This is a genomic window from Streptomyces decoyicus (genome assembly GCF_019880305.1).
Taxonomy (GTDB): Bacteria; Actinomycetota; Actinomycetes; order Streptomycetales; family Streptomycetaceae; genus Streptomyces; species Streptomyces decoyicus.
Genome location: NZ_CP082301.1, coordinates 7,768,678 through 7,786,819, shown reverse-complemented (window position 1 = coordinate 7,786,819; position 18,142 = coordinate 7,768,678). Strand labels below are relative to the sequence as shown.

Genomic DNA, 18,142 nt, shown 5'->3' with positions numbered 1-18,142 from the left:
TCCGGCATCCGTTTCGGATCGGAGCAAGCGCCCACACGACCGCCCCACCCCCGCCCTTTGCGCCGCCGCGCGCTACTGTCGCCGGCATGCTCGCCCTGCTGCACACCTCGCCCGTCCACGTCCCGGTCTTCGACGCGCTGCGCGACGAGGAGGCCCCCGGGCTGGCGCTGCATCACCTCGTACGTCCCGAACTCCTCGACCGCGCACGGGCGCAGGGGCCCGACGCGGTGACCGAGGACGTCTCCGCCGAGCTCGCCGCTGCTGCCCGGGGCGGGGCGCGGGCCGTGCTGTGCACGTGCTCGACGATCGGTTCGGTCGCCGAGGCCGCCGGTGCGGCGCTCGGCCTCCCCGTCCTCCGGGTGGACCGGCCGATGGCCGCGGCCGCCGTCGCCATCGGCCCGCGCATCACCGTGCTCGCCGCCGTGGAGAGCACGTTCGCGCCCACCGAGGCCCTGATCGCCCAGGAGGCCGACCGCGCCGGCCGTGCGGTGCGCGTGCGAAACGTGTTGGTGCCGGGCGCCTGGGAGCGCTTCGAGGCCGGCGACGGCGACGGCTACCGGGCGGCGGTCGTCTCCGCGGCGCGGGAGATCCGGGACACCGACGTGATCGTCCTGGCGCAGGCCTCCATGGCCGCGGCGGCCGAGGGGCTCGACGCCGGTGTGCCGGTGCTGTCCAGTCCGCGGCCCGGTCTGCGGGCCGCCGCTCAGCCGGCCGCGAGCGACTCCAGCTTCTCCGGATTGCGGACGATGTAGACCGTCTGGATCTTGCCGTCCCGGACGCCGAGCTGGATGACGGTGTCCGGCACCCCGTCGTTGCGCGCCAACAGCGCGATCCCGCCGTTGAGTTCGAGGACGGTGAACTCCATGCCGGGCGGCACGGACCTGGTGACGCCGAAGAGGAAGCGGGCGACCTTGTCCGCGGACTCGATGATCCGCAGCGGGGCCTTGGCCTTTCCGCCGCTGTCCCCGACCAGCCGCGCGTCCGCCGCCAGCAGGTTCAGCAGCCCTGCCAGATCGTCGCCGGCCGCCGCGGCCATGAACCGCTCGGTCAGCTCGCGCTGCCGGTCCTGGTCGACCTCGAAGCGCGGTTTGCCGTCCTCCACGTGCCGCCGGGCGCGGCCCGCCAGTTGGCGTACCGCCGCCTCAGTGCGGTCGAGGGCGGTGGCGATCTCCGCGTACGGATAGCCGAAGGCCTCGCGCAGCACGAACACGGCGCGCTCCAGAGGGGAGAGCGACTCCAGGACGACGAGCACGGCGAGGGTCACGGATTCGTGGAACACGGCGCGGTCGGCGGTGTCCGGGGCGGTGCCGCCGATGTCGGTCGCCAGCGGCTCCGGGAGCCACGGACCCACGTAGGACTCACGTCGCGACTGGACCTGACGCAGCCGGTCGATGGCCAGCCGGGTGGTGATCCGTACGAGAAAGGCGCGCGGTTCGCGCACCTCCGACCGGTCCGCTGCCGACCAGCGCAGCCAGGCGTCCTGCACCACGTCCTCGGCATCGGCCACCCGGCCGAGCATCCGGTAGGCCACCCCGAACAGCACGGGGCGGTGTTCCTCGAAGACATCGGTCACATCGGTCGTGGATTCGCTCAGCACCCCTCCATCCCACCGGCCCGTCCCGGCCTTGTCCAGCGGAAACCACGGAGTGCGGCGGCATGGGCGCGTGGTGTGCAGCACATCGCGTGCTCGCCCCGGCCGCCCCATACCGCTCAGTAGCCTCAGCTGGCATCGTGTCAGCGCATGCCCGGCCCCACCGAAAGCACCGCACCCCCCCGAGGAGTTCTGATGGCCACCCCCGTCTCCTTCGCCCGTGTCACCCCCGCGGACCGGCCTCCGTTCACAGTCGCGTACGAGCGCAAGGGCGCGGGCGAGCCCGTGGTCCTGCTGCACGGCATAGGCCACCACCTCCAGGCCTGGCGCCCGGTGTGCGACATCCTGGCCGCATCCCACGAGGTCATCGCCCTCGATCTGCCGGGCTTCGGCGCCTCCCCCGCACTGCCCGACGGCTCCTCCTACGACCTGCCGTCGGTCGTCCCGCTGCTCATCGCGGCGTTCGCGGAGCTCGGGGCCGACCGCCCGCATGTGGTGGGGAACTCGCTGGGCGGGCTGCTCGCCCTGGAGCTGGGGCGCGCGCGGGCGGTCCGGTCGGTCACCGCGCTCTCGCCCGCGGGATTTTGGACCCCGGCCGAGCGGCGTTACGCCTTCGGCGTGCTGCGCGGCATGTACGCGGGGGCGCAGGCACTGCCCCATCCGGTGGTGGAGTCCCTGGCCCGGACCGCCCTCGGCCGCGCCTCGCTGACCGGCACCATCTACGCTCACCCCGGCCGCCGTTCGGCCGAGGCCGTCGTGGCGGAGACCCGGGCCCTGCGCGAGGCGCCCGGCTTCACCCCGACGCTGGCGGCCGGCCGCGCGGTGCGGTTCACCACCGATGTGCCGGACCTCCCCGTGACGATCGGCTGGGGCAGCCGGGACCGCCTGCTGCTCCCGCGCCAGGGCGTCCGCGCCAAGCACACGATTCCGGGCGCGCGGCTGGTCCGGCTGCCGGGCTGCGGGCATGTGCCGATGCACGACGACCCGGCGCTGGTGGCGCGGGTCATCCTCGACACGGTGAACCAGGGCGTGTCCTGGACGGCGGCATCCTGAGGCGGTGGCGGCCTCCCCTGCGGCGACGGGGACGATCCAGCGGCGTACGGCGCCGGGCAAGGCCCGAGCGCACCGGCCCGCCCACGGATCCGGTGAGTTGCCACCAGGAACGTAAACGTCCCGGCCTCATCCTGGCGGTCGGCCGGTGGTCTTGCGACCATGGCCCGGGTCCGGTGGGTCACAGGGCCCAGGATCCGTTCGGGCCGCGGACCGGGAACGGACCGCTGTTCACCGTCCGTTCGGCTGCGGGGCACCGGACAGCGATACGAACGGGGCGGCAGTGAAGTCGGTCGAGGCATGGAGGTTGGAAATGGCGCAGGGATCCGGCGGCGGCTTCGGACGGCGGTCGCTGCTACAGGGCGCGGCGGCGGGCTCGGCGGCGCTGGCACTGCCCGCGATCTCCTGCGCCTCGCCGGCCCAGGCCCGCAGCGGGCGGCCGAGCGCCGACTGGGGCGTGCAGGTCGGCGATGTGACCACGTCCTCGGGTCTGGTGTGGGTGCGCTCGGACCGGCCGGCCCGGATGGTGGTGCAGACCGCGGCCACCGAGTCGTTCCGTAACGCCAGGTCCTGGCGCGGACCGGTGATCGGGGCGGGGACGGACTTCACCGGCGTCACCTCGTTGCACGGACTGCCCGCCGGTGAGCAGATCCACTACCGGGTGCTGCTCGCGGACCCGGACGACCCCCGGCGCACCGGCGAGCCGGTCACCGGCACCTTCCGCACGGCGCCCACCGGCCGCCATCCCACCGGCGTGCGCTTCCACTGGTCGGGCGATCTGGCCGGGCAGGGCTGGGGCATCAACCCGGACCGCGGCGGCTATCGCATCTACGAGGACATGCGCCGCCGGAACCCGGACTTCTTCCTGTGCAGCGGCGACAACATCTACGCCGACAGCCCGATCCCCGAGCGGGTGACACTCCCGGACGGCCGGATCTGGCGGAACGTGACGACGGAGGAGAAGGCGAAGGTCGCCGAGACGCTGGCGGAGTTCCGTGGCGCGTTCCGCTACAACCTGCTGGACGGCAATCTGCGCCGCTTCAACGCGCAGGTGCCGACGATCACCCAGTGGGACGACCACGAGGTGCACAACAACTGGTATCCGGGGCAACTGCTCGATGACGACCGGTACACGGTGAAGGAGACGGATGTGCTCTCCGCGCGCTCGCTGCGCGCCTTCAGTGAGTATTTCCCGATCCGCACGCTGCGGCCCGACCGGGGCGGCCGGGTCTATCGCGTGGTGCACCACGGACCGCTGCTCGATGTGTTCGTGCTGGACATGCGCCGTTACCGCAATGCGAACTCACCCGGCCGGCAGACCGAGGACCCGCAGGGCATTCTCGGGGCCGAGCAGCTGCGCTGGCTCAAGCGAGAGCTTTCCCGCTCGCATGCGGTGTGGAAGGTGATCGCCTCCGACATGCCGCTGGGACTGGTCGTCCCGGACGGCAAGACCAACTTCGAGGCGGTGGCGCAGGGCGATCCGGGCGCTCCCCTGGGACGCGAGCTGCAGCTGGCGGAGCTGCTGCGGCACATCAAGCACGACCGGGTGACCGGCACGGTGTGGCTGACGACGGACGTCCACTACACCGCGGCGCAGCACTACGCTCCGGAGCGGGCCGCGTTCAAGGATTTCGAGCCGTTCTGGGAGTTCGTGTCGGGGCCGCTGAACGCGGGCGGATTCCAGGCGTTGAAGCTGGATGGAACATTCGGGCCCGAGCAGCCGTTCATCAAGGCGCCGGACCGTGCCAACACCTCCCCCGCGGAGAGTCCGCAGTACTTCGGCGAGATCGATATCGACGGAGGGAGCGGGGAGCTGACGGTGCGGCTGTGCCAGGAAGGCGGCGAGGTGTTGTTCAGCAAGGTGCTGCAACCGGGACAGGTAGGACAGTAGAGGCCAATGCGTCGATTGCGTCTTTTACCCGTCGGACACAAGGTGTTGGCGATCAGGCAACACCTGTCCGCCAGGCTTGTGTGCATGACTGAAGCATCCTCTGCCCATGCCATCCGCCGCCCTCACTGGCGGCGGGACGTCGTCGAGCTGGCCGCCCTGTTCACCGCCGTGGCGGTGGCCGACATCATCGCCAATATGGTCGCGCACGGCCCGTCGGGCCCGGTCATGCTGTGCTCCGCCGCGGTCGCTCTGCTGGCCACGGCCGGGTTCCACGTCTGGTGGTCACGACGCCACGAAAACGCCTCGCCGCCGACCGATACCGGCGCCACAGCGGCGTCCCCTGACGGGCAGGCCCCTGGGGCCGAAGGCCAGGAGACGGTGCTGTGGCGGATGCGGACCACGGTCCGGGACGAGCCCGGCAGCCTGGCCGCACTGTGCACGGCACTGTCCGCGCGGCGGGTGGACATCCTCAGCCTGCAGACCCACCCGCTGTCCGACGGCACGGTCGACGAGTTCCTGCTGCGCGCACCCGACGCGCTGACGTCCGCGGCGCTGACCCGTACGGTCGCCGACGCGGGCGGCGCGCACAGCTGGCTGGAGCGCGCCGATACGCACGATCTCGTCGATGCGCCGACCCGGATGCTGGGGCTGGCCACCCGTACGGCCCTGGATTCCGCCGAACTCCCCCTGGCACTGCGCCAGTTGCTCGGGCGCTGCACAATCCGTTCGGTGCCCGCGCGCTCGCTGAGCGGTCAGCCGCTCGCGGAGCAGGTGCCCACGGAAGGTGTATTGGAGGAGCACATCATGAAGTTCCGCGACCCCTCAGGGGGTTCGCTCACCCTCGAAAGGCCGCAATTGCCGTTCACCCCGACCGAGTTCGCCCGCGTTCGCGCACTGGTCGACCTGGACGCCAGACTCGGCCAGCGCGTGCCGCCGCGGCGTGAGGTGCTGACACTGCCCGAGGGCAACGAGATCACGGTCCGCCGTGCCGACACCTCCGATCTGGCCGCGGCGCGCGAGATGCACGACCGCTGCTCGTCGAAGACCCTCGGTCTGCGCTACCACGGCCCGGTCGGTGACGCGGACCGCTATCTCGGCCATCTGCTCAGCCCGCGGTTCGGCCGCACCCTGGCGGTGGAGACCGCGTCCGGCCGGCTGGTGGCCCTCGGCCATCTGCTGTGGGACGGCGATGAGACCGAGGTCGCGCTGCTGGTCGAGGACACCTGGCAGCAGCGCGGCATCGGCGCCGAGCTGCTGCGCCGGCTGGTGGCGATGGCGGCCGAGGCCGGCTGCGCGAGCGTCTACGCGATCACCCAGGCCTCGAACACCGGCATGGTGGCGGCAATGCGCGGCCTCGGGCTGCCGCTCGACTACCAGATAGAGGAAGGCACTCTCGTGATCACCGCCCGCCCGACGGGTGTGCCCGCCCGGCGGGAGCACCGGGAGAGCGTACGGGCCCAGGACGGCACGGCGCGCCGCTGAGCACCCCGCGCGGCGCCCCGCCGAGCACGAAGTCCTCCGGCCGGCCGGGCGTTCCGACGCACGGCCGGCCGCCGCATGAAGGCAAGGGCAGCGCAAAGCGACAGGAACGTAAAGCCTCTTGATGGTGACGCGGCGGGGCCATCCGTACGAGGATGGCCACATGTCCCACACCACTTCTTCCGAGGGCGGTCCGCTGCCCCGCCAGGTCGCCGATGCCTATGTCGACGCCCTCGTCGACCTGGACCCGATCACCGGCACCTTCCTCGGCATCGCCGAGAGCTCCCACAAGCTCCCCGACTTCTCACCGACGGGCCAGGAGGCGGTGGCCCAGCTCGCCCGGACGACGCTGGAGAAGCTCACCGAGGCCGAGGCCCGGCCGGGTGCGGACACTCCCGCCGAGCAGATCTGCGCGCGGCTGCTGCGCGAGCGGCTGACCGCGGAACTGGCGGTCCACGAGGCGGGCGAGGGCCTGCGCACGGTCAGCAACCTCAGCTCGCCGCTGCACCACGTCCGTGAGGTCTTCACGGTCACCCCGGCCGAGACCGACGAGGACTGGGCAGCGATCGCCCAGCGGCTGCGGGCCGTACCGGCCGCGCTGGAGGGATACCGTGCCGCCCTCGACGCCGGGCTGAAGCGTGACCTGCCCGCCGGTCCGCTCCAGGTCCGCACCGTCATCGGCCAGTTGGACGAGTGGATCGGTACGGACCGCAGCTGGTTCGCCGAGTTCACCGACCCGGGCCCGGACAGCCTGCGCGCCGAACTCACCGAGGCCGCCGGAGTGGCGACCGGCGCCCTGGTGGAGCTGCGTGACTGGTTCCGTGACAGCTATGCCCCCGCCATCGCGGGCGCACCGGACGTGGTGGGCCGCGAGCGCTACGCCCTGCTCGCCCGCTACTTCAACGGCGCCGACCTCGACGCGGACGAGGCGTACGCCTACGGCTGGTCGGAGTTCCATCGGCTGCTGGCCGAGATGGAGACCGAGGCCGGGAAGGTCCTGCCCGGGGCAAAGACGCCCTGGGAGGCGCTGGCCTGGTGCGATGAGCACGGCGAGGCGATCGAGGGCGTCGAGGAGACCCGGCAGTGGCTCCAGTCGCTCATGGACGAGGCCATCGAGGGGCTCGACGGCACCCACTTCGAGCTGGCGGAGCGGGTGCGCCGGGTCGAGTCGCGGATCGCCCCGCCCGGTGGCGCCGCCGCCCCCTACTACACCCAGCCGTCGCTGGACTTCTCCCGTCCCGGCCGCACCTGGCTGCCGACGATGGGCGAGACCCGCTTCCCGGCCTACGACCTGGTCTCCACCTGGTACCACGAGGGGGTGCCGGGCCACCACCTCCAGCTGGCCCAGTGGGCCCATGTCGCCGACCAGCTCTCGCGGTACCAGACGACGGTGGGCATCGTCAGCGCCAACGCCGAGGGCTGGGCACTGTACGCCGAGCGCCTCATGGACGAACTCGGCTTCCTGACCAGCGCCGAACGACGCCTGGGCTATCTGGACGCCCAGATGATGCGGGCCGTCCGGGTCATCATCGACATCGGGATGCATCTGGAGCTGGAGATCCCGGCGGACTCCCCCTTCCACCCGGGTGAGCGCTGGACCCCGGAGCTGGCGCACGAGTTCTTCGCCCGGCACAGCAGCCGCCCGGCCGACTTCGTCGAGAGCGAGATCACCCGCTACCAGGGCATGGCCGGCCAGGCGATCGGCTACAAGCTCGGTGAGCGGGTGTGGCTACAGGGCCGGGAGGCGGCCCGCGCCAGGCACGGCGCGGAATTCGACCTCAAGGCCTGGCACATGGCGGCGCTGTCACAGGGCTCGCTGGGCCTGGACGACCTGCTGAGCGAGCTGTCGGCGCTCTGACCGCGGCCCGGGTGGACGGCGGCCGGCCACTTCGAGCGGTGTTGTGGCCGGCCGTCGCCGTCCGTAGGGTCCGCTGACATGACAGTGGACCTCGCGGCGGACCGGCCGCTGCTTCTGTTCCCCGGCGACCCGCTCCGCCCTCGCCGTACTGATCCGCACTTTGCGACGGAGGCGGCTGCGGCGCGGTCGGCCGGTGCGGCGACCGCGGTGCTGGACCACGAGGCGCTGGCCGCCGGGGACGCCGAAGGGGCGGTGGCCCGGGTTCCGCACGATGCCGGACCGGTCTGGTACCGCGGCTGGATGCTGCCCGCCGGCCGCTATGCCGAGCTGTCCGCGGTGCTCGACGCCCGCGGCTGCCGTCTGCTGACCTCGCCCGCCGCCTACCGGTCCGCCCATGAGCTCCCGGGCTGGTACGCCACCTTCCGCGCGCTCACCCCGCACAGCGTCTGGCTCCCCTGCGCGCCCGGCCGGCCCCCGGAGAGGGCGGCCCTGGCGGCGCTTGCCGAGGCATTCGGCGCGGCGGGCGGGCCCCGTCCGCTCGTCGTCAAGGACTGGGTCAAGTCCCGAAAACACGAATGGGACGAGGCCGCCTACGTGCCGGACGCGGCCGACACCGAGCGGCTGGCCTCGGTCGTCGGCCGCTTCGTCGACCTCCAGGAGGAGTTCTTGACCGGGGGCGTGGTGCTGCGCGCCTTCGAGTCGTTCTCCGGAGTGGGTGAGGCGCGGGTGTGGTGGGTGGACGGCGAGCCGGTACTGATCGGTCCGCACCCCGACACTCCGGCGCTGCGCCCCGCCCCCGGCCTCACCCATGTGGCGCCTGCTGTACGGGAGTTGGGCCTGCGCTTCGTCACCACCGATCTGGCGCTGCGCACCGACGGCGTATGGCGGGTGGTGGAGGTCGGCGACGGACAGGTCAGCGGGCTGCCGGCGGGGGCGGACCACCGTCCGCTGTTCGAGGCGCTGGTCACCGCGGGCGCCGGATACCCGCTGGCGCTCACGGCGGGCCGGGTGGCCCTGCGCGCCCTGCTGCCGGCCACCGCCGCTCGGGTCGCGGACGGCGATCCCGCGGGCTTCGACTGGATCGACGGCTCACCGCCCGAGGCCACCTCCGGCGGCGCCGGTATCGCCGTACGAGCCGCCGCGGCCGGCCGCTACCGTCCCGGCTGGGGCGTCTTCGTCCTGTCCGACGCGGCAGCCGGGACAGCACTCGGCAGCATCGGCTTCCACGGCCCGCCGGATGCCGAGGGCTTCGTGGAGATCGGCTATGACCTCTCCCCGTCCGCCCGCGGCGCCGGATGGGCGACCGACGCGGCGCGACTGCTCGCCGGCTGGGCGGCCGCCCACCCCGAGGTACGGACGGTGTGCGCCCTGACCGAGCCGGAGAACGTGCCGTCCCAGCGTGTTCTGGTCCGGGCGGGCTTCCGGTTCGTCGGGGAGCGCGACGGGATGCGCGCCTACGAGATCGACGCGTCCGGAGCCACCGCCGCTGCCGCTGCCACTACCGCTACCACTGCCGGGGTCAACGCCGGAAACCGCCCTCCGAGTTGATGACCTCCCCGGTGATCCAGCCCGCCTCGTCGGTCGCGAGCCAGGCGATCAGCCGGGCCGGGTCGTCGGGCGTGCCCCACTCGCCCCCGGGGAAGCGCCCGGCGACCCGCTCGCGCAGCGTGCCGACCGCGTAACCGGTGTCCACCGGGCCCGGGTTGACGGTGTTCACGGTCACCCCGAGGTCGGCGAACGTGGTGGCGAGGCTGCGGGTGGCCGAGGCGAGCGCCCCCTTGGCCAGGCCATAGGCGATCTCCTCCGGCATACCGTCGCCCAGGTCCTGTCCGGAGGTCAGCATCACGATCCGCCCGCCCGGCAGACCTGGTTGGCGCCGACGGGCGTAGGCCTGCGCGAGGAGGATCACCGAGCGGGTGTTGACCGCCCAATGGGCGTCGAGCATCGCCGCGTCGAGGGTGCCCAGGGGGCCGTCGCTGCCGCTGAGCGCGTGGTTGGCGACGAGGATGTCCAGTCTGCCGCCGAGCGCCTCGGCCGCGGTGTCGAGGAGGCGGGCGGGGGCGTCCGGCCGGGCCAGATCGGCCGGCCCGTGGGCCACCTCCGCTCCGGGTACGGCGAGTTCCCGTACCCCGGCGGCGACCGCGTCCGGGCCGCCCGGGTCCGCTCCCCAGGGCTGCCCGCTGTCGTGCGGAACGTGGTGGTGCAGATAGACGCCGGCTCCGTATGCGGCCAGCCGCCGGGCGACGGCGTAGCCGATGCCGCGGCGCCGGCTCGCTCCGGTGACCAGGGCGGTACGGCCGAGGAGCGGCAGCGGGTCGCGCCGCGGTACGCCAGGGTCCGCGGCGGGCCGGGGGCTCTCGGCAGGGCGGCTGCTGTTGTCGTAGGTCACGACACACCAGCCTGGTGGCCGCCGGGCGAGGCTGTCACCCGCATTTCCGCCCGCCGGATCGCCGTCCTGCGCACACACCACGCGCGCCTTTCCCCACACCGGCACCGTCCTGCGCACACACCACGCGCGCCTTTCCCCACACCGGCACCGTCCTGCGCACACACCACGCGCGCCTTTCCGCACACCGGCGCCGTCCTGCGCACACACCACGCGAAGCGCTTCCCCCGCCCCCTCCCCCTCTCCCCCTTCGGGGGAGGGGGCGGGGGTGGGTTCGGGGGTGGGGGGAGGCTCAGCAGCCGCAATCCCCCGCCCCCACGGGAGCCGTCAGAGGATCGGCCCCAGGATCCGTCACAGGAACCGACAGAGGAGCCGACACAGGCGCCGTCAGCGGATCGGCCGGCCGCCGTTCCCTGCCCTGCCGGGTCTCGACCTCGTAGCCCTCCCGGATCCAGTACTCGATACCGCCGAGCATCTCCTTGACCCGGTGGCCGAGCCGGGCCAGCGCGAGGGCGGCGCGGGTGGCACCGTCGCAGCCGGGCCCCCAGCAGTACACGACGACCGGGACCGCCGGATCGAGCAGCTCCCCCGCGTCCTGCGGGATGCGGGCGGCCGGCAGGTGAACGGCGCCCGGGACATGGCCCTGGTCCCAGGCCTCGGAACTACGGGAGTCGACGACGACGAAGTCGGTGGCACCGCCCGCGAGGGCGGTGTGCACATCGGCGACATCGGTGTGGAAGGCGAGCCGGGCGGCGAAGTAGGCGGCGGCGTCGGCGGGCGCAGCCGGCGCGGTGGCCAGGACAGGGCTGGGGGCGGCGGGCCGCGGCGTCTGTAGGGGCATGGCCGATAATTTACGGTCCCGTTTCGGGGCCGAGAAGTGATGATCACCAGCGAAACTCTTGATCTGCCGGTGATTCCACTGCTAGACAGCCCGGATGACCGGCTATTCCCCTGACGCCACCGACTGGCGCATCCTCGACGTCCTCCAGCACAACGGCCGCGCGGGCTACGCCGAGCTCGCCCGCGCCGTGAACATGTCCGCCAGCGCCGTCACCGAACGGGTCCGCCGGCTGGAGGAGGCCGGGGTGATCTCGGGCTACGCGGCGGTGATCGACCCCGAGCGCATCGGGCTGCCGGTGCTGGCCTTCGTGCGACTGCGGTACCCGAACGGCAACTACAAGCCGTTCCACGATCTGCTGGAGACGACTTCGGAGATCCTGGAGGCGCACCACGTCACGGGCGACGACTGCTTCGTCCTCAAGGTCGCCGCCCGGTCGATGAGGCATCTGGAGGAGGTGTCCGGCCGGATCGGCGCGCTGGGGGCGGTGACCACCAGCGTCGTCTACTCCTCGCCGCTCTCCCGCCGCGCCGTCAGCCGGTGACCCGCGGCCCCGTGACGCCCCCGCCCGGCACGCTCAGCCCCGTACCCGATGCCGGACCGTCGAGCCCGACCGGTCCTTGACGACCTCCAGCTGGGAGGGGATCCGCGCCTTGAGGTCGGTGACGTGGCTGACGATCCCGACGCTGCGGTCGCGTTCGCGCAGTGAGTCCAGAACGTCCAGTACCTCGTCCAGGGTCTGTTCGTCCAGGCTCCCGAACCCCTCGTCGATGAAGAGGGTGTCCAGCCGGGTGCCGCCCGCCTCGTCGGTGACGACATCGGCGAGGCCGAGCGCCAGCGCTAGCGAGGCGAAGAAGGTCTCGCCGCCGGAGAGGCTGGAGGTGTCCCGTTCGTGGCCGGTCCAGGCGTCGACGACGTGCAGGCCGAGGCCGGAGCGCCGGGCGCCGCCGGCCCGTTCGTCGGAGTGGACGAGGGTGTAGCGGCCGCCGGACATCCGGTGCAGCCGGGCCGTGGCGGCGGCCGCGACCTGTTCGAGCCGGGCGGCGAGCACATACGATTCCAGGCGCATCCGCCGCTCGTTCTCCGTGGACGTTCCGGAGGCGAGTGCGGCAAGACGGGCGATGCGGTCGTGGGCGGCGCGCACCGGGGCCAGGGCACGGGCATCGGCCTCGGCGCGGGCGGAGAGCCGGTCGAGCTCCGTACAGCGTTCCAGGGCCGCGGCATGGGTGGCGGACGCCGTTCGCAGCCGCGCCGTCGCGGCTTGGTGAGCGGCCTGCGCGGCGACCGGGTCCGCGGGCGGCAGGGCCGCGGCGGCGGAGGTCCCGGGGTCGGCCAGCTCCGCTTCCACCGCGGCGGATTCGGCCTGCCAGTCGTCGAGTTGCTGTTGCAGCACGCGCCATTCGTCGTCCCGGAGCAGCGCCTCCGCGGCGGCCTGCGGGGTGTCGAATCCTGCGCGGTAGGCGGCGTCGGACAGCCCGGCGTCGGCCTCCTTGAGCCGCTCGGCGCAGGCGTTCGCCGTCCGGGCCGCCTCCGCCGCCGCGGCGAGCAGGGCGACCTGCCGCTCCAGCCGTGCGGCCCGGTCGGCCACGCTCGGGCAGTCGCCCCGCGCCCGGGTCAGCTCCTCTTCCAAGGCGGCCCGTTCGCGGTCCAGCGCCTCACGGTGGGAGGTACGCGCAGCGGCCCGGCGCTCGGCCTGCTGCTGCTCGTCGCGGCGCCGTTCGTACTCACGCTCGGCGCGTCCGAGCGCCTCGCGGGCGGCATGGAGGTCAGCGCCGAGCGCATGGGCGCGGGCGAAGTCGGCGCGCAACTCCTCGACCTGCGCGGCGAGTTCACCGGTCGGGGCGTCCCCCGCCGTGGCGGCCGCTGCGGCCAGCGCCTCCTTGGCCGACTGCTGGTGGTCCGCCGCCTGCTGACGGGTCTCCTCGGCCTGACGGTGGGCTTCCAGGGCGGCCTCCTCGGCCGTCCGGTCGACGTGGTCCGCGTCGGCGCGGGCCGGGTCGGGGTGCTCGGTGGCGCCGCACACCGCGCATGCCTGACCGTCGCGCAGCCCGTCCGCGAGCTCGGCGGCGATCCCGCGCAGCCTGCGGTCCTTGAGGTCGAGCCAGTGCTCATGGGCTGCCGCGGACCGCTCCCGGGCGGCGAGCAGTTCGCCTTCCGCCGACCGCACGTCGGCACCGAGCCGGTCGCGACGACGGGCCGCCTCCCATCGTTCGGCGGCGGGTTCGATCCGCGTGCCGAGCTGTTCGGCCCGGGTGGCGGCCTCCTGTGCCGTCTCGATGCGCTGCCGGTGGGCGCGCTGGGCCTCGCTCCAGGTGGCGAGCCACTCGGCGGCGTCCAGCAGCGTCTGCTCGTCGGCCCGCGCCTCGCGGTCGAGGCCGGCCCACTCCCGGCTGATGTCGGCGGCTCGCCGCTCGGCCCGCCGGGCCGCCCCGAGCGAGCCCAGCTCCTCCCGCACCTGCCGTTCCTGTGCGGCGAGTTGATCACCCTCGGCGTCGGCGAGGCCGGCCGGCAGCGGGCTTCTGTGCTGTCGCTCGGCCCGCTGCGCCGCGTCCAGTTCGCGCCAGGCGGCGTCGCGCAGGGCGAGTGCGGGCGCGACCTCCGCGGCCGCACGCGCCCGCGCCAGCCTGTCGCGGGTGCGCTCCCGCTCCTCGGCACGGTCATCGAGCCGGGCGGCCCGCCGCCGGGCGTCCGCGTACCGCTGCTGGAGCCGGTGCCGCTCGCGGGCCTCTTCCCAGCGCCCGGCCGCCTGGTGCTCCGCGGCCTCCGCGGCGTGCACCGCGGACCGAGCCACCGCCAGCCGCTCCCGTGCGCTCACCCGGGCGACGGCTGCCCTGACCAGCACCGCCTCAGCGAAGCCCGGCTCGCCGGGACCGGGTGCGGCCGGGTCCTGCGCAGCGGCGGTACGGACCGACGCGGCCTGCCCGCCCCGTCCACCGCCCTCCACGGACCCGGCCTGCCCCGGTACGGTCGCCGTGACCGTCGTCCTTGCCGCGGCCGTCGCCTGCGCCCGGCCGCGCCCGCCGGCCGCGGCACCGCGTCCGCGCGCCGCTGCGCCCGCCGTCGCCTGCCCGGTCCGGTCCGGCGCCGGGACCGACGGATCGGTGAGATCGGAACTCTCACCCGCCGCCTGCGCCATCCGGTGCGCCAGCGCCAACAGCCGTTCGTCGCCCGCCGTGACCGTGTCAGCGGCCGTCTTGCGGCGCGCATTCAACTGCTCTTCGAGGGCCGCGAACCGCCGGGTGTCGAAGAGCCGCCCCAGCAGCCGGGAGCGGGCCTCCGCGTCGGCCCGCAGAAAGCGCGCGAAGTCGCCCTGCGGAAGCAGCACCACCTGACAGAACTGCTCCTTGCTCATCCCGAGCAGCTGGCTGATCTCCTCGCCGATCTCCTGGTGCGAGCGGCTCAGCGCCTTCCAGTGGCCGCCCGCGCCGTCCGTCGGCCCGTCGCCGCCCGCGCCGTCCGCCGGCCCGTCGCCGCCCGCCACTCCCCCGGCCCCGGTCCCCGCCGGAACGAATTCCCGCAGCCTGCTCTGCGCCTTCTCCTTCGTCGTGCCGCTGCCCCGCTTCTTGGGGCGTGGCTGCTCGGGGAGCCTGGTGATCTCCAACCGCCGCTCGCCCACGGTCAGTTCGAGGACGACTTCGGTGAGGGTCAGCGGGTCGGCCAGATCGCTGCGCAGCGCCTGGCCGCTCTGCCGCGCCCCGGGCACCGATCCGTACAGCGCAAAGCACACCGCGTCCAGGACCGAGGTCTTGCCCGCGCCCGTCGGGCCGTGCAGCAGAAACAGGCCGTCCCGCGACAGCCGGTCGAAGTCGATGGTCTGCGAGCCGCCGAAGGGTCCGAAGGCGGTGAGGGTGAGCCGGTGCAGCCTCAACGCGCCACCTCGGCCGCCATGTCGTCGACACGCACCTCGTCGATCGCCGAGCGCAGTTCGTCCCGCTCCTGCTCATCGGCCGCCCGGCCGGACCGTACGTGTTCCACGAAGTCCTCGGCGATCTCCTGGTCGCTGCGCCCGCGCAACCGCTGCGCGTACGAGGCCGGCGAACGGGTGGGCCCCTCGTCGGGATCGAAGACGAGGCTGACGATGTGCGGGAAGCGCCGGGCGAGCCGGGCCATGGGCTCATGCGGGCGGGCGGTGTCGGTGAGCGTCGCCTCGACCCAGGACTCCTCGTGCCGGCCCGGCTCCGGGTCGTCGAGCAGCTGCTCCAGCGGTCCCCGGATACGGGCCAGCGGCCGCGGCACCGGGCAGTCCACCCGCTCCGCGTGCACGGCGCCGTCCGCGTCGAGATCCACGATCCATGACGACTTGCGGTGACCGGCCTCGGAGAAGGAGTAGGCGAGCGGCGATCCGGAGTAACGAACCCGCTCGGTGAGGGTCTGACAGCCGTGCAGATGCCCGAGCGCGACGTAGTCCACGCCGTCGAACACGGCGACGGGGACGGAGGCGACCCCGCCGACCGTGATATCGCGCTCGCTGTCGCTGACCGCGCCACCGGTGACAAAGGCATGCGCAAGGACCACGGAACGGGTCCCCGCGGGCCGGTCCGCGAGATCGGCCCGCACCCGGCCCATCGCCGCGCCCAGCACCTCTGCGTGGTCGGCCCGCCGTGCGCCGAGGGTGTCGCGCACCATGGCGGGTTCGAGGTACGGCAGTCCGTAGAGCGCCACCGGGCCATGGGCATCCGCAAGCAGCACCGGCGTGCCGCAGCCGGCCGGGTCGGTGCGGAGATGGATGCCGGCCTGCTCCATCAGTCCGGAGCCGACGCCCAGCCGGCGGGCCGAGTCATGGTTGCCGGAGATCATCACCGTCGGGACACCGAGACCGGCGAGCCGGTGCAGGGCGTCATCGAAGAGCTCGACGGCGGCGAGCGGCGGCACGGCACGGTCGTAGATATCGCCGGCGACGAGCACCGCGTCGATCTCCCTGGCCCGCACCGTCTCGACGAGATGATCGAGGAACGCCCGCTGGGCGGAGAGCAGGCTCACCCGGTGGAAGGACCGTCCCAGATGCCAGTCGGAGGTGTGCAGAAATCTCACCTAGCGGCTCCGACCTGCATGTTTTCCCTCCGAGAGCACACGAACCCACACCGGTCCAGGCGGTTACGGCGACCGGTCCCAGCCCCCACGGCTGCCGACCGCACCCCGCCTGTCACGGCCCACATTCTTGCATCCACACCAGCGCCGATGTGCGCGGAAGCCACTTCGGACCCGCGTCACGGACCAGCAGTGCCCTCTGCACCCGGTTGGCCGGCCCCAGCTTGGCGAGCGCCCGGCTGACGTGCGCTTTCACTGTCGCCCGAATCATCGCTCCGTCGCTGATCGGCATAGCCCTCGCCGCAGTGCCGGCCGCGATGTGGCCGGCCCGCCGGGCGGGCCCGTACGCACATGCTGGCGGCGATCGCCACCGAGTGGCCCTCGTCGGGAACGGCAGCTCCATGGCAAGGCGGGCACGCTCGCCGAGAAGGGAGGGCTCAACTGCCCCCGGCGGCGCCCACCGTGCCCGCGGCTCCCTTCTCCCCCTTGTCTCCTCCGGCCCCCTCGGCTCCTCCGGCCCCCTCGGCGTCCGGATCCGCGCCATGCAGATACTCCTCGCTGATCTGCTTCGGCCCGAACGGCCACTCCTTCTCGTAGCGGGCCCAGGCGAGGAAGGCCACGACGCCCGCCCCGACCCACGCCAGCGACCATTCGATGGGGTGCCTGCCGGGCGAGTTGCGGTCCGCGTAGCCGTAGATCACCAGCCAGCCGGCCAGCGCCACGACGCTCGGCAGCGGATAGAGCCACATCCGGTACGGACGGCGCAGCCCCGGCTGACGGCGGCGCAGCACAGTCACCGCCGCGACCTGGGCCAGCGACTGCACGATCACCATGACGGTGGTCAGCAGCTGGATGATGGTGGCCAGGTCGGTGTGCCGTCCGATGAGGAAGCCCACCGCCATCACGGCTCCCATGGTCAGCAGGCCCAGCACGGGGAAGCGGTGGCGGGGGTGCAGCTTGCCGTACGGGCGGAAGAAGACCCGGTCGCGGGCGGCGTCGTAGGGGACCCGGGAGCCGCCCAGGAGTCCGGTGAAGACGGAGGCGACGGCGGTGATGAGGATGAGCACGGTGACGGTGTCGGCGGCGCCCCTGCCCCAGGCCTTCTCCAGCACCGCGGAGGCGACCGAGGAGGACGCCGTGGAGTGCGGGTCGAGCATGTCCTGCCAGTTCACGACGCCCAGGGTGCCGATCTGCAGCAGCAGATAGATCGTCATGATGCCCAGGATCGAGGTGATGACGGCGCGGGGGATGGTGCGGCCGGGCTGTCTGATCTCGGCGCCCATGTACGCGATGGTGTTGTAGCCGAGGTAGTCGTAGATGCCGATCGTCAGGCCGGCTGCGAAGCCGATCCAGAAGTGACTCGCCGTCAGCTCGAAGGCGTGGGCCGGGTAGGTGAAGGCACGCTCCGCGCTGAAGTGGGTGAAGGCGGCGACGATGACCAGGAGGACGGAGGCGATCATCACCGTCCACAGGATGACGGTGAGCTTGGCGATGTTCTCCACCCGTCGCCACAGCAGGCCGATGATGCCCACGGTGAGGACGAGTCCGACGAGGTCGCCCTGCCCCGGGCTCATGTCCGGCCACAGATAGCCGAGGTACTGCACAAAGCCGATCACGCCGGTGGACATCCCCAGCGGGATGAACAGCATGGCCGTCCAGACGAACAGAAACGGCATCAGCTTGCCGGTCCGGTACTGGAAAGCCTGCCGCAGATAGACATAGCTGCCGCCCGCCCCGGGCAGCGACGCACCCAGCTCGGCCCAGATCAGCCCGTCAGCGAGCGCCAGGACCGCGCCGGCGAGGAACCCGGTCACGGCCTGCGGCCCGCCGAACGCCGCGACCATCAGCGGGATGGTCACGAAGGGGCCGATGCCGCACATCTGACTCATGTTGATGGCGGTGGCCTGGAACAGCCCGATCCGGCGGACGAATCCCACGCGCTCATCGAGGAGTTCAGGCATGGAGAAGCCTTTCTCGTGCCGGCACGCACACGGTTTCGCGGCCTGTTCCCACCGCGCCAC

13 protein-coding genes are annotated in these 18,142 nt (G+C 73.0%); 7 read left to right on the top strand and 6 right to left on the bottom strand.

Translation table 11 applies throughout. From position 1 onward, the window contains the following. Nucleotides 1-86 precede the first annotated feature (86 nt). Nucleotides 87-752, top strand: a complete 666-nt coding sequence (locus K7C20_RS33930) for an aspartate/glutamate racemase family protein (protein WP_053209208.1) — start codon at nt 87-89, stop codon at nt 750-752. Here the strand turns inward: K7C20_RS33930 and K7C20_RS33925 are convergent. Next, a complete protein-coding gene (locus tag K7C20_RS33925) occupies nt 704-1,597 on the bottom strand; it encodes an RNA polymerase sigma-70 factor (protein ID WP_030076110.1) in 894 nt (297 codons plus the stop codon). The two genes, K7C20_RS33930 and K7C20_RS33925, sit on opposite strands and share 49 nt — an antisense overlap. A gap of 189 nt (nt 1,598-1,786) precedes the next feature. Between K7C20_RS33925 and K7C20_RS33920 the strand changes: the two genes are divergently transcribed. The 5 genes from K7C20_RS33920 to K7C20_RS39335 all read left to right on the top strand — a co-directional run bounded on the left by K7C20_RS33920 (nt 1,787) and on the right by K7C20_RS39335 (nt 9,417). Then, complete coding sequence (locus tag K7C20_RS33920) at nt 1,787-2,644, top strand: alpha/beta fold hydrolase (protein WP_053209207.1); 858 nt, start codon at nt 1,787-1,789, stop codon at nt 2,642-2,644. Between the two features lie 310 nt (nt 2,645-2,954). Then, complete coding sequence (locus tag K7C20_RS33915; RefSeq protein ID WP_053209206.1) at nt 2,955-4,532, top strand: alkaline phosphatase D family protein; 1,578 nt, start codon at nt 2,955-2,957, stop codon at nt 4,530-4,532. A gap of 84 nt (nt 4,533-4,616) precedes the next feature. Then, nucleotides 4,617-6,014, top strand: a complete 1,398-nt coding sequence (locus K7C20_RS33910; protein WP_030089140.1) for a GNAT family N-acetyltransferase — start codon at nt 4,617-4,619, stop codon at nt 6,012-6,014. Nucleotides 6,015-6,174: 160 nt separating this feature from the next. Continuing rightward, nucleotides 6,175-7,869, top strand: a complete 1,695-nt coding sequence (locus K7C20_RS33905; RefSeq protein ID WP_030089139.1) for a DUF885 domain-containing protein — start codon at nt 6,175-6,177, stop codon at nt 7,867-7,869. A 78-nt stretch (nt 7,870-7,947) separates the two neighbouring features. Next, a complete protein-coding gene (locus K7C20_RS39335) occupies nt 7,948-9,417 on the top strand; it encodes a GNAT family N-acetyltransferase (RefSeq protein ID WP_053209205.1) in 1,470 nt (489 codons plus the stop codon). Here K7C20_RS39335 and K7C20_RS33895 read toward each other — a convergent pair. Together K7C20_RS33895 and K7C20_RS33890 are read right to left on the bottom strand one after the other, a co-directional pair. Beyond that, the gene (locus tag K7C20_RS33895; RefSeq protein ID WP_078953170.1) at nt 9,389-10,258 is read right to left on the bottom strand and encodes an SDR family oxidoreductase; all 870 of its coding nucleotides are present in this window, start codon (nt 10,256-10,258) and stop codon (nt 9,389-9,391) included. The genes K7C20_RS39335 and K7C20_RS33895 overlap by 29 nt on opposite strands. 289 nt (nt 10,259-10,547) lie before the next feature. Then, on the bottom strand, nt 10,548-11,096 hold the full coding sequence (locus K7C20_RS33890) for a rhodanese-like domain-containing protein (protein WP_048830401.1): 549 nt from the start codon (nt 11,094-11,096) through the stop codon (nt 10,548-10,550). Nucleotides 11,097-11,190: 94 nt separating this feature from the next. Here K7C20_RS33890 and K7C20_RS33885 point away from each other — a divergent pair, with 94 nt between their 5' ends. Next, nucleotides 11,191-11,637 (top strand): Lrp/AsnC family transcriptional regulator, encoded by a 447-nt coding sequence (locus K7C20_RS33885; protein ID WP_030089237.1) that lies wholly within the window; start codon nt 11,191-11,193, stop codon nt 11,635-11,637. A gap of 33 nt (nt 11,638-11,670) precedes the next feature. On the opposite strand, the gene K7C20_RS33880 is transcribed toward K7C20_RS33885, so the two are convergent. From K7C20_RS33880 to K7C20_RS33870, 3 genes are all read right to left on the bottom strand, one after another. After that, nucleotides 11,671-14,961: an AAA family ATPase gene (locus tag K7C20_RS33880; RefSeq protein ID WP_053209829.1), complete on the bottom strand. Its 3,291-nt coding sequence runs from the start codon at nt 14,959-14,961 to the stop codon at nt 11,671-11,673. Beyond that, the gene (locus K7C20_RS33875; RefSeq protein WP_030089231.1) at nt 14,958-16,124 is read right to left on the bottom strand and encodes an exonuclease SbcCD subunit D; all 1,167 of its coding nucleotides are present in this window, start codon (nt 16,122-16,124) and stop codon (nt 14,958-14,960) included. Before K7C20_RS33875 ends, K7C20_RS33880 begins: the two co-directional genes overlap by 4 nt. A 434-nt stretch (nt 16,125-16,558) precedes the next feature. Further along, on the bottom strand, nt 16,559-18,082 hold the full coding sequence (locus K7C20_RS33870; protein ID WP_030089229.1) for an APC family permease: 1,524 nt from the start codon (nt 18,080-18,082) through the stop codon (nt 16,559-16,561). Nucleotides 18,083-18,142 lie beyond the last annotated feature (60 nt).

What these genes read in the sequence shown, in the direction of transcription:
- K7C20_RS33930 (WP_053209208.1), top strand. Translation starts at nt 87, where the DNA reads ATGCTCGCCCTGCTGCACACCTCGCCCGTCCACGTCCCGGTCTTCGAC.
- K7C20_RS33920 (WP_053209207.1), top strand. Translation starts at nt 1,787, where the DNA reads ATGGCCACCCCCGTCTCCTTCGCCCGTGTCACCCCCGCGGACCGGCCT.
- K7C20_RS33915 (WP_053209206.1), top strand. Translation starts at nt 2,955, where the DNA reads ATGGCGCAGGGATCCGGCGGCGGCTTCGGACGGCGGTCGCTGCTACAG.
- K7C20_RS33910 (WP_030089140.1), top strand. Translation starts at nt 4,617, where the DNA reads ATGACTGAAGCATCCTCTGCCCATGCCATCCGCCGCCCTCACTGGCGG.
- K7C20_RS33905 (WP_030089139.1), top strand. Translation starts at nt 6,175, where the DNA reads ATGTCCCACACCACTTCTTCCGAGGGCGGTCCGCTGCCCCGCCAGGTC.
- K7C20_RS39335 (WP_053209205.1), top strand. Translation starts at nt 7,948, where the DNA reads ATGACAGTGGACCTCGCGGCGGACCGGCCGCTGCTTCTGTTCCCCGGC.
- K7C20_RS33890 (WP_048830401.1), bottom strand. Translation starts at nt 11,096, where the DNA reads ATGCCCCTACAGACGCCGCGGCCCGCCGCCCCCAGCCCTGTCCTGGCC.
- K7C20_RS33885 (WP_030089237.1), top strand. Translation starts at nt 11,191, where the DNA reads ATGACCGGCTATTCCCCTGACGCCACCGACTGGCGCATCCTCGACGTC.
- K7C20_RS33870 (WP_030089229.1), bottom strand. Translation starts at nt 18,082, where the DNA reads ATGCCTGAACTCCTCGATGAGCGCGTGGGATTCGTCCGCCGGATCGGG.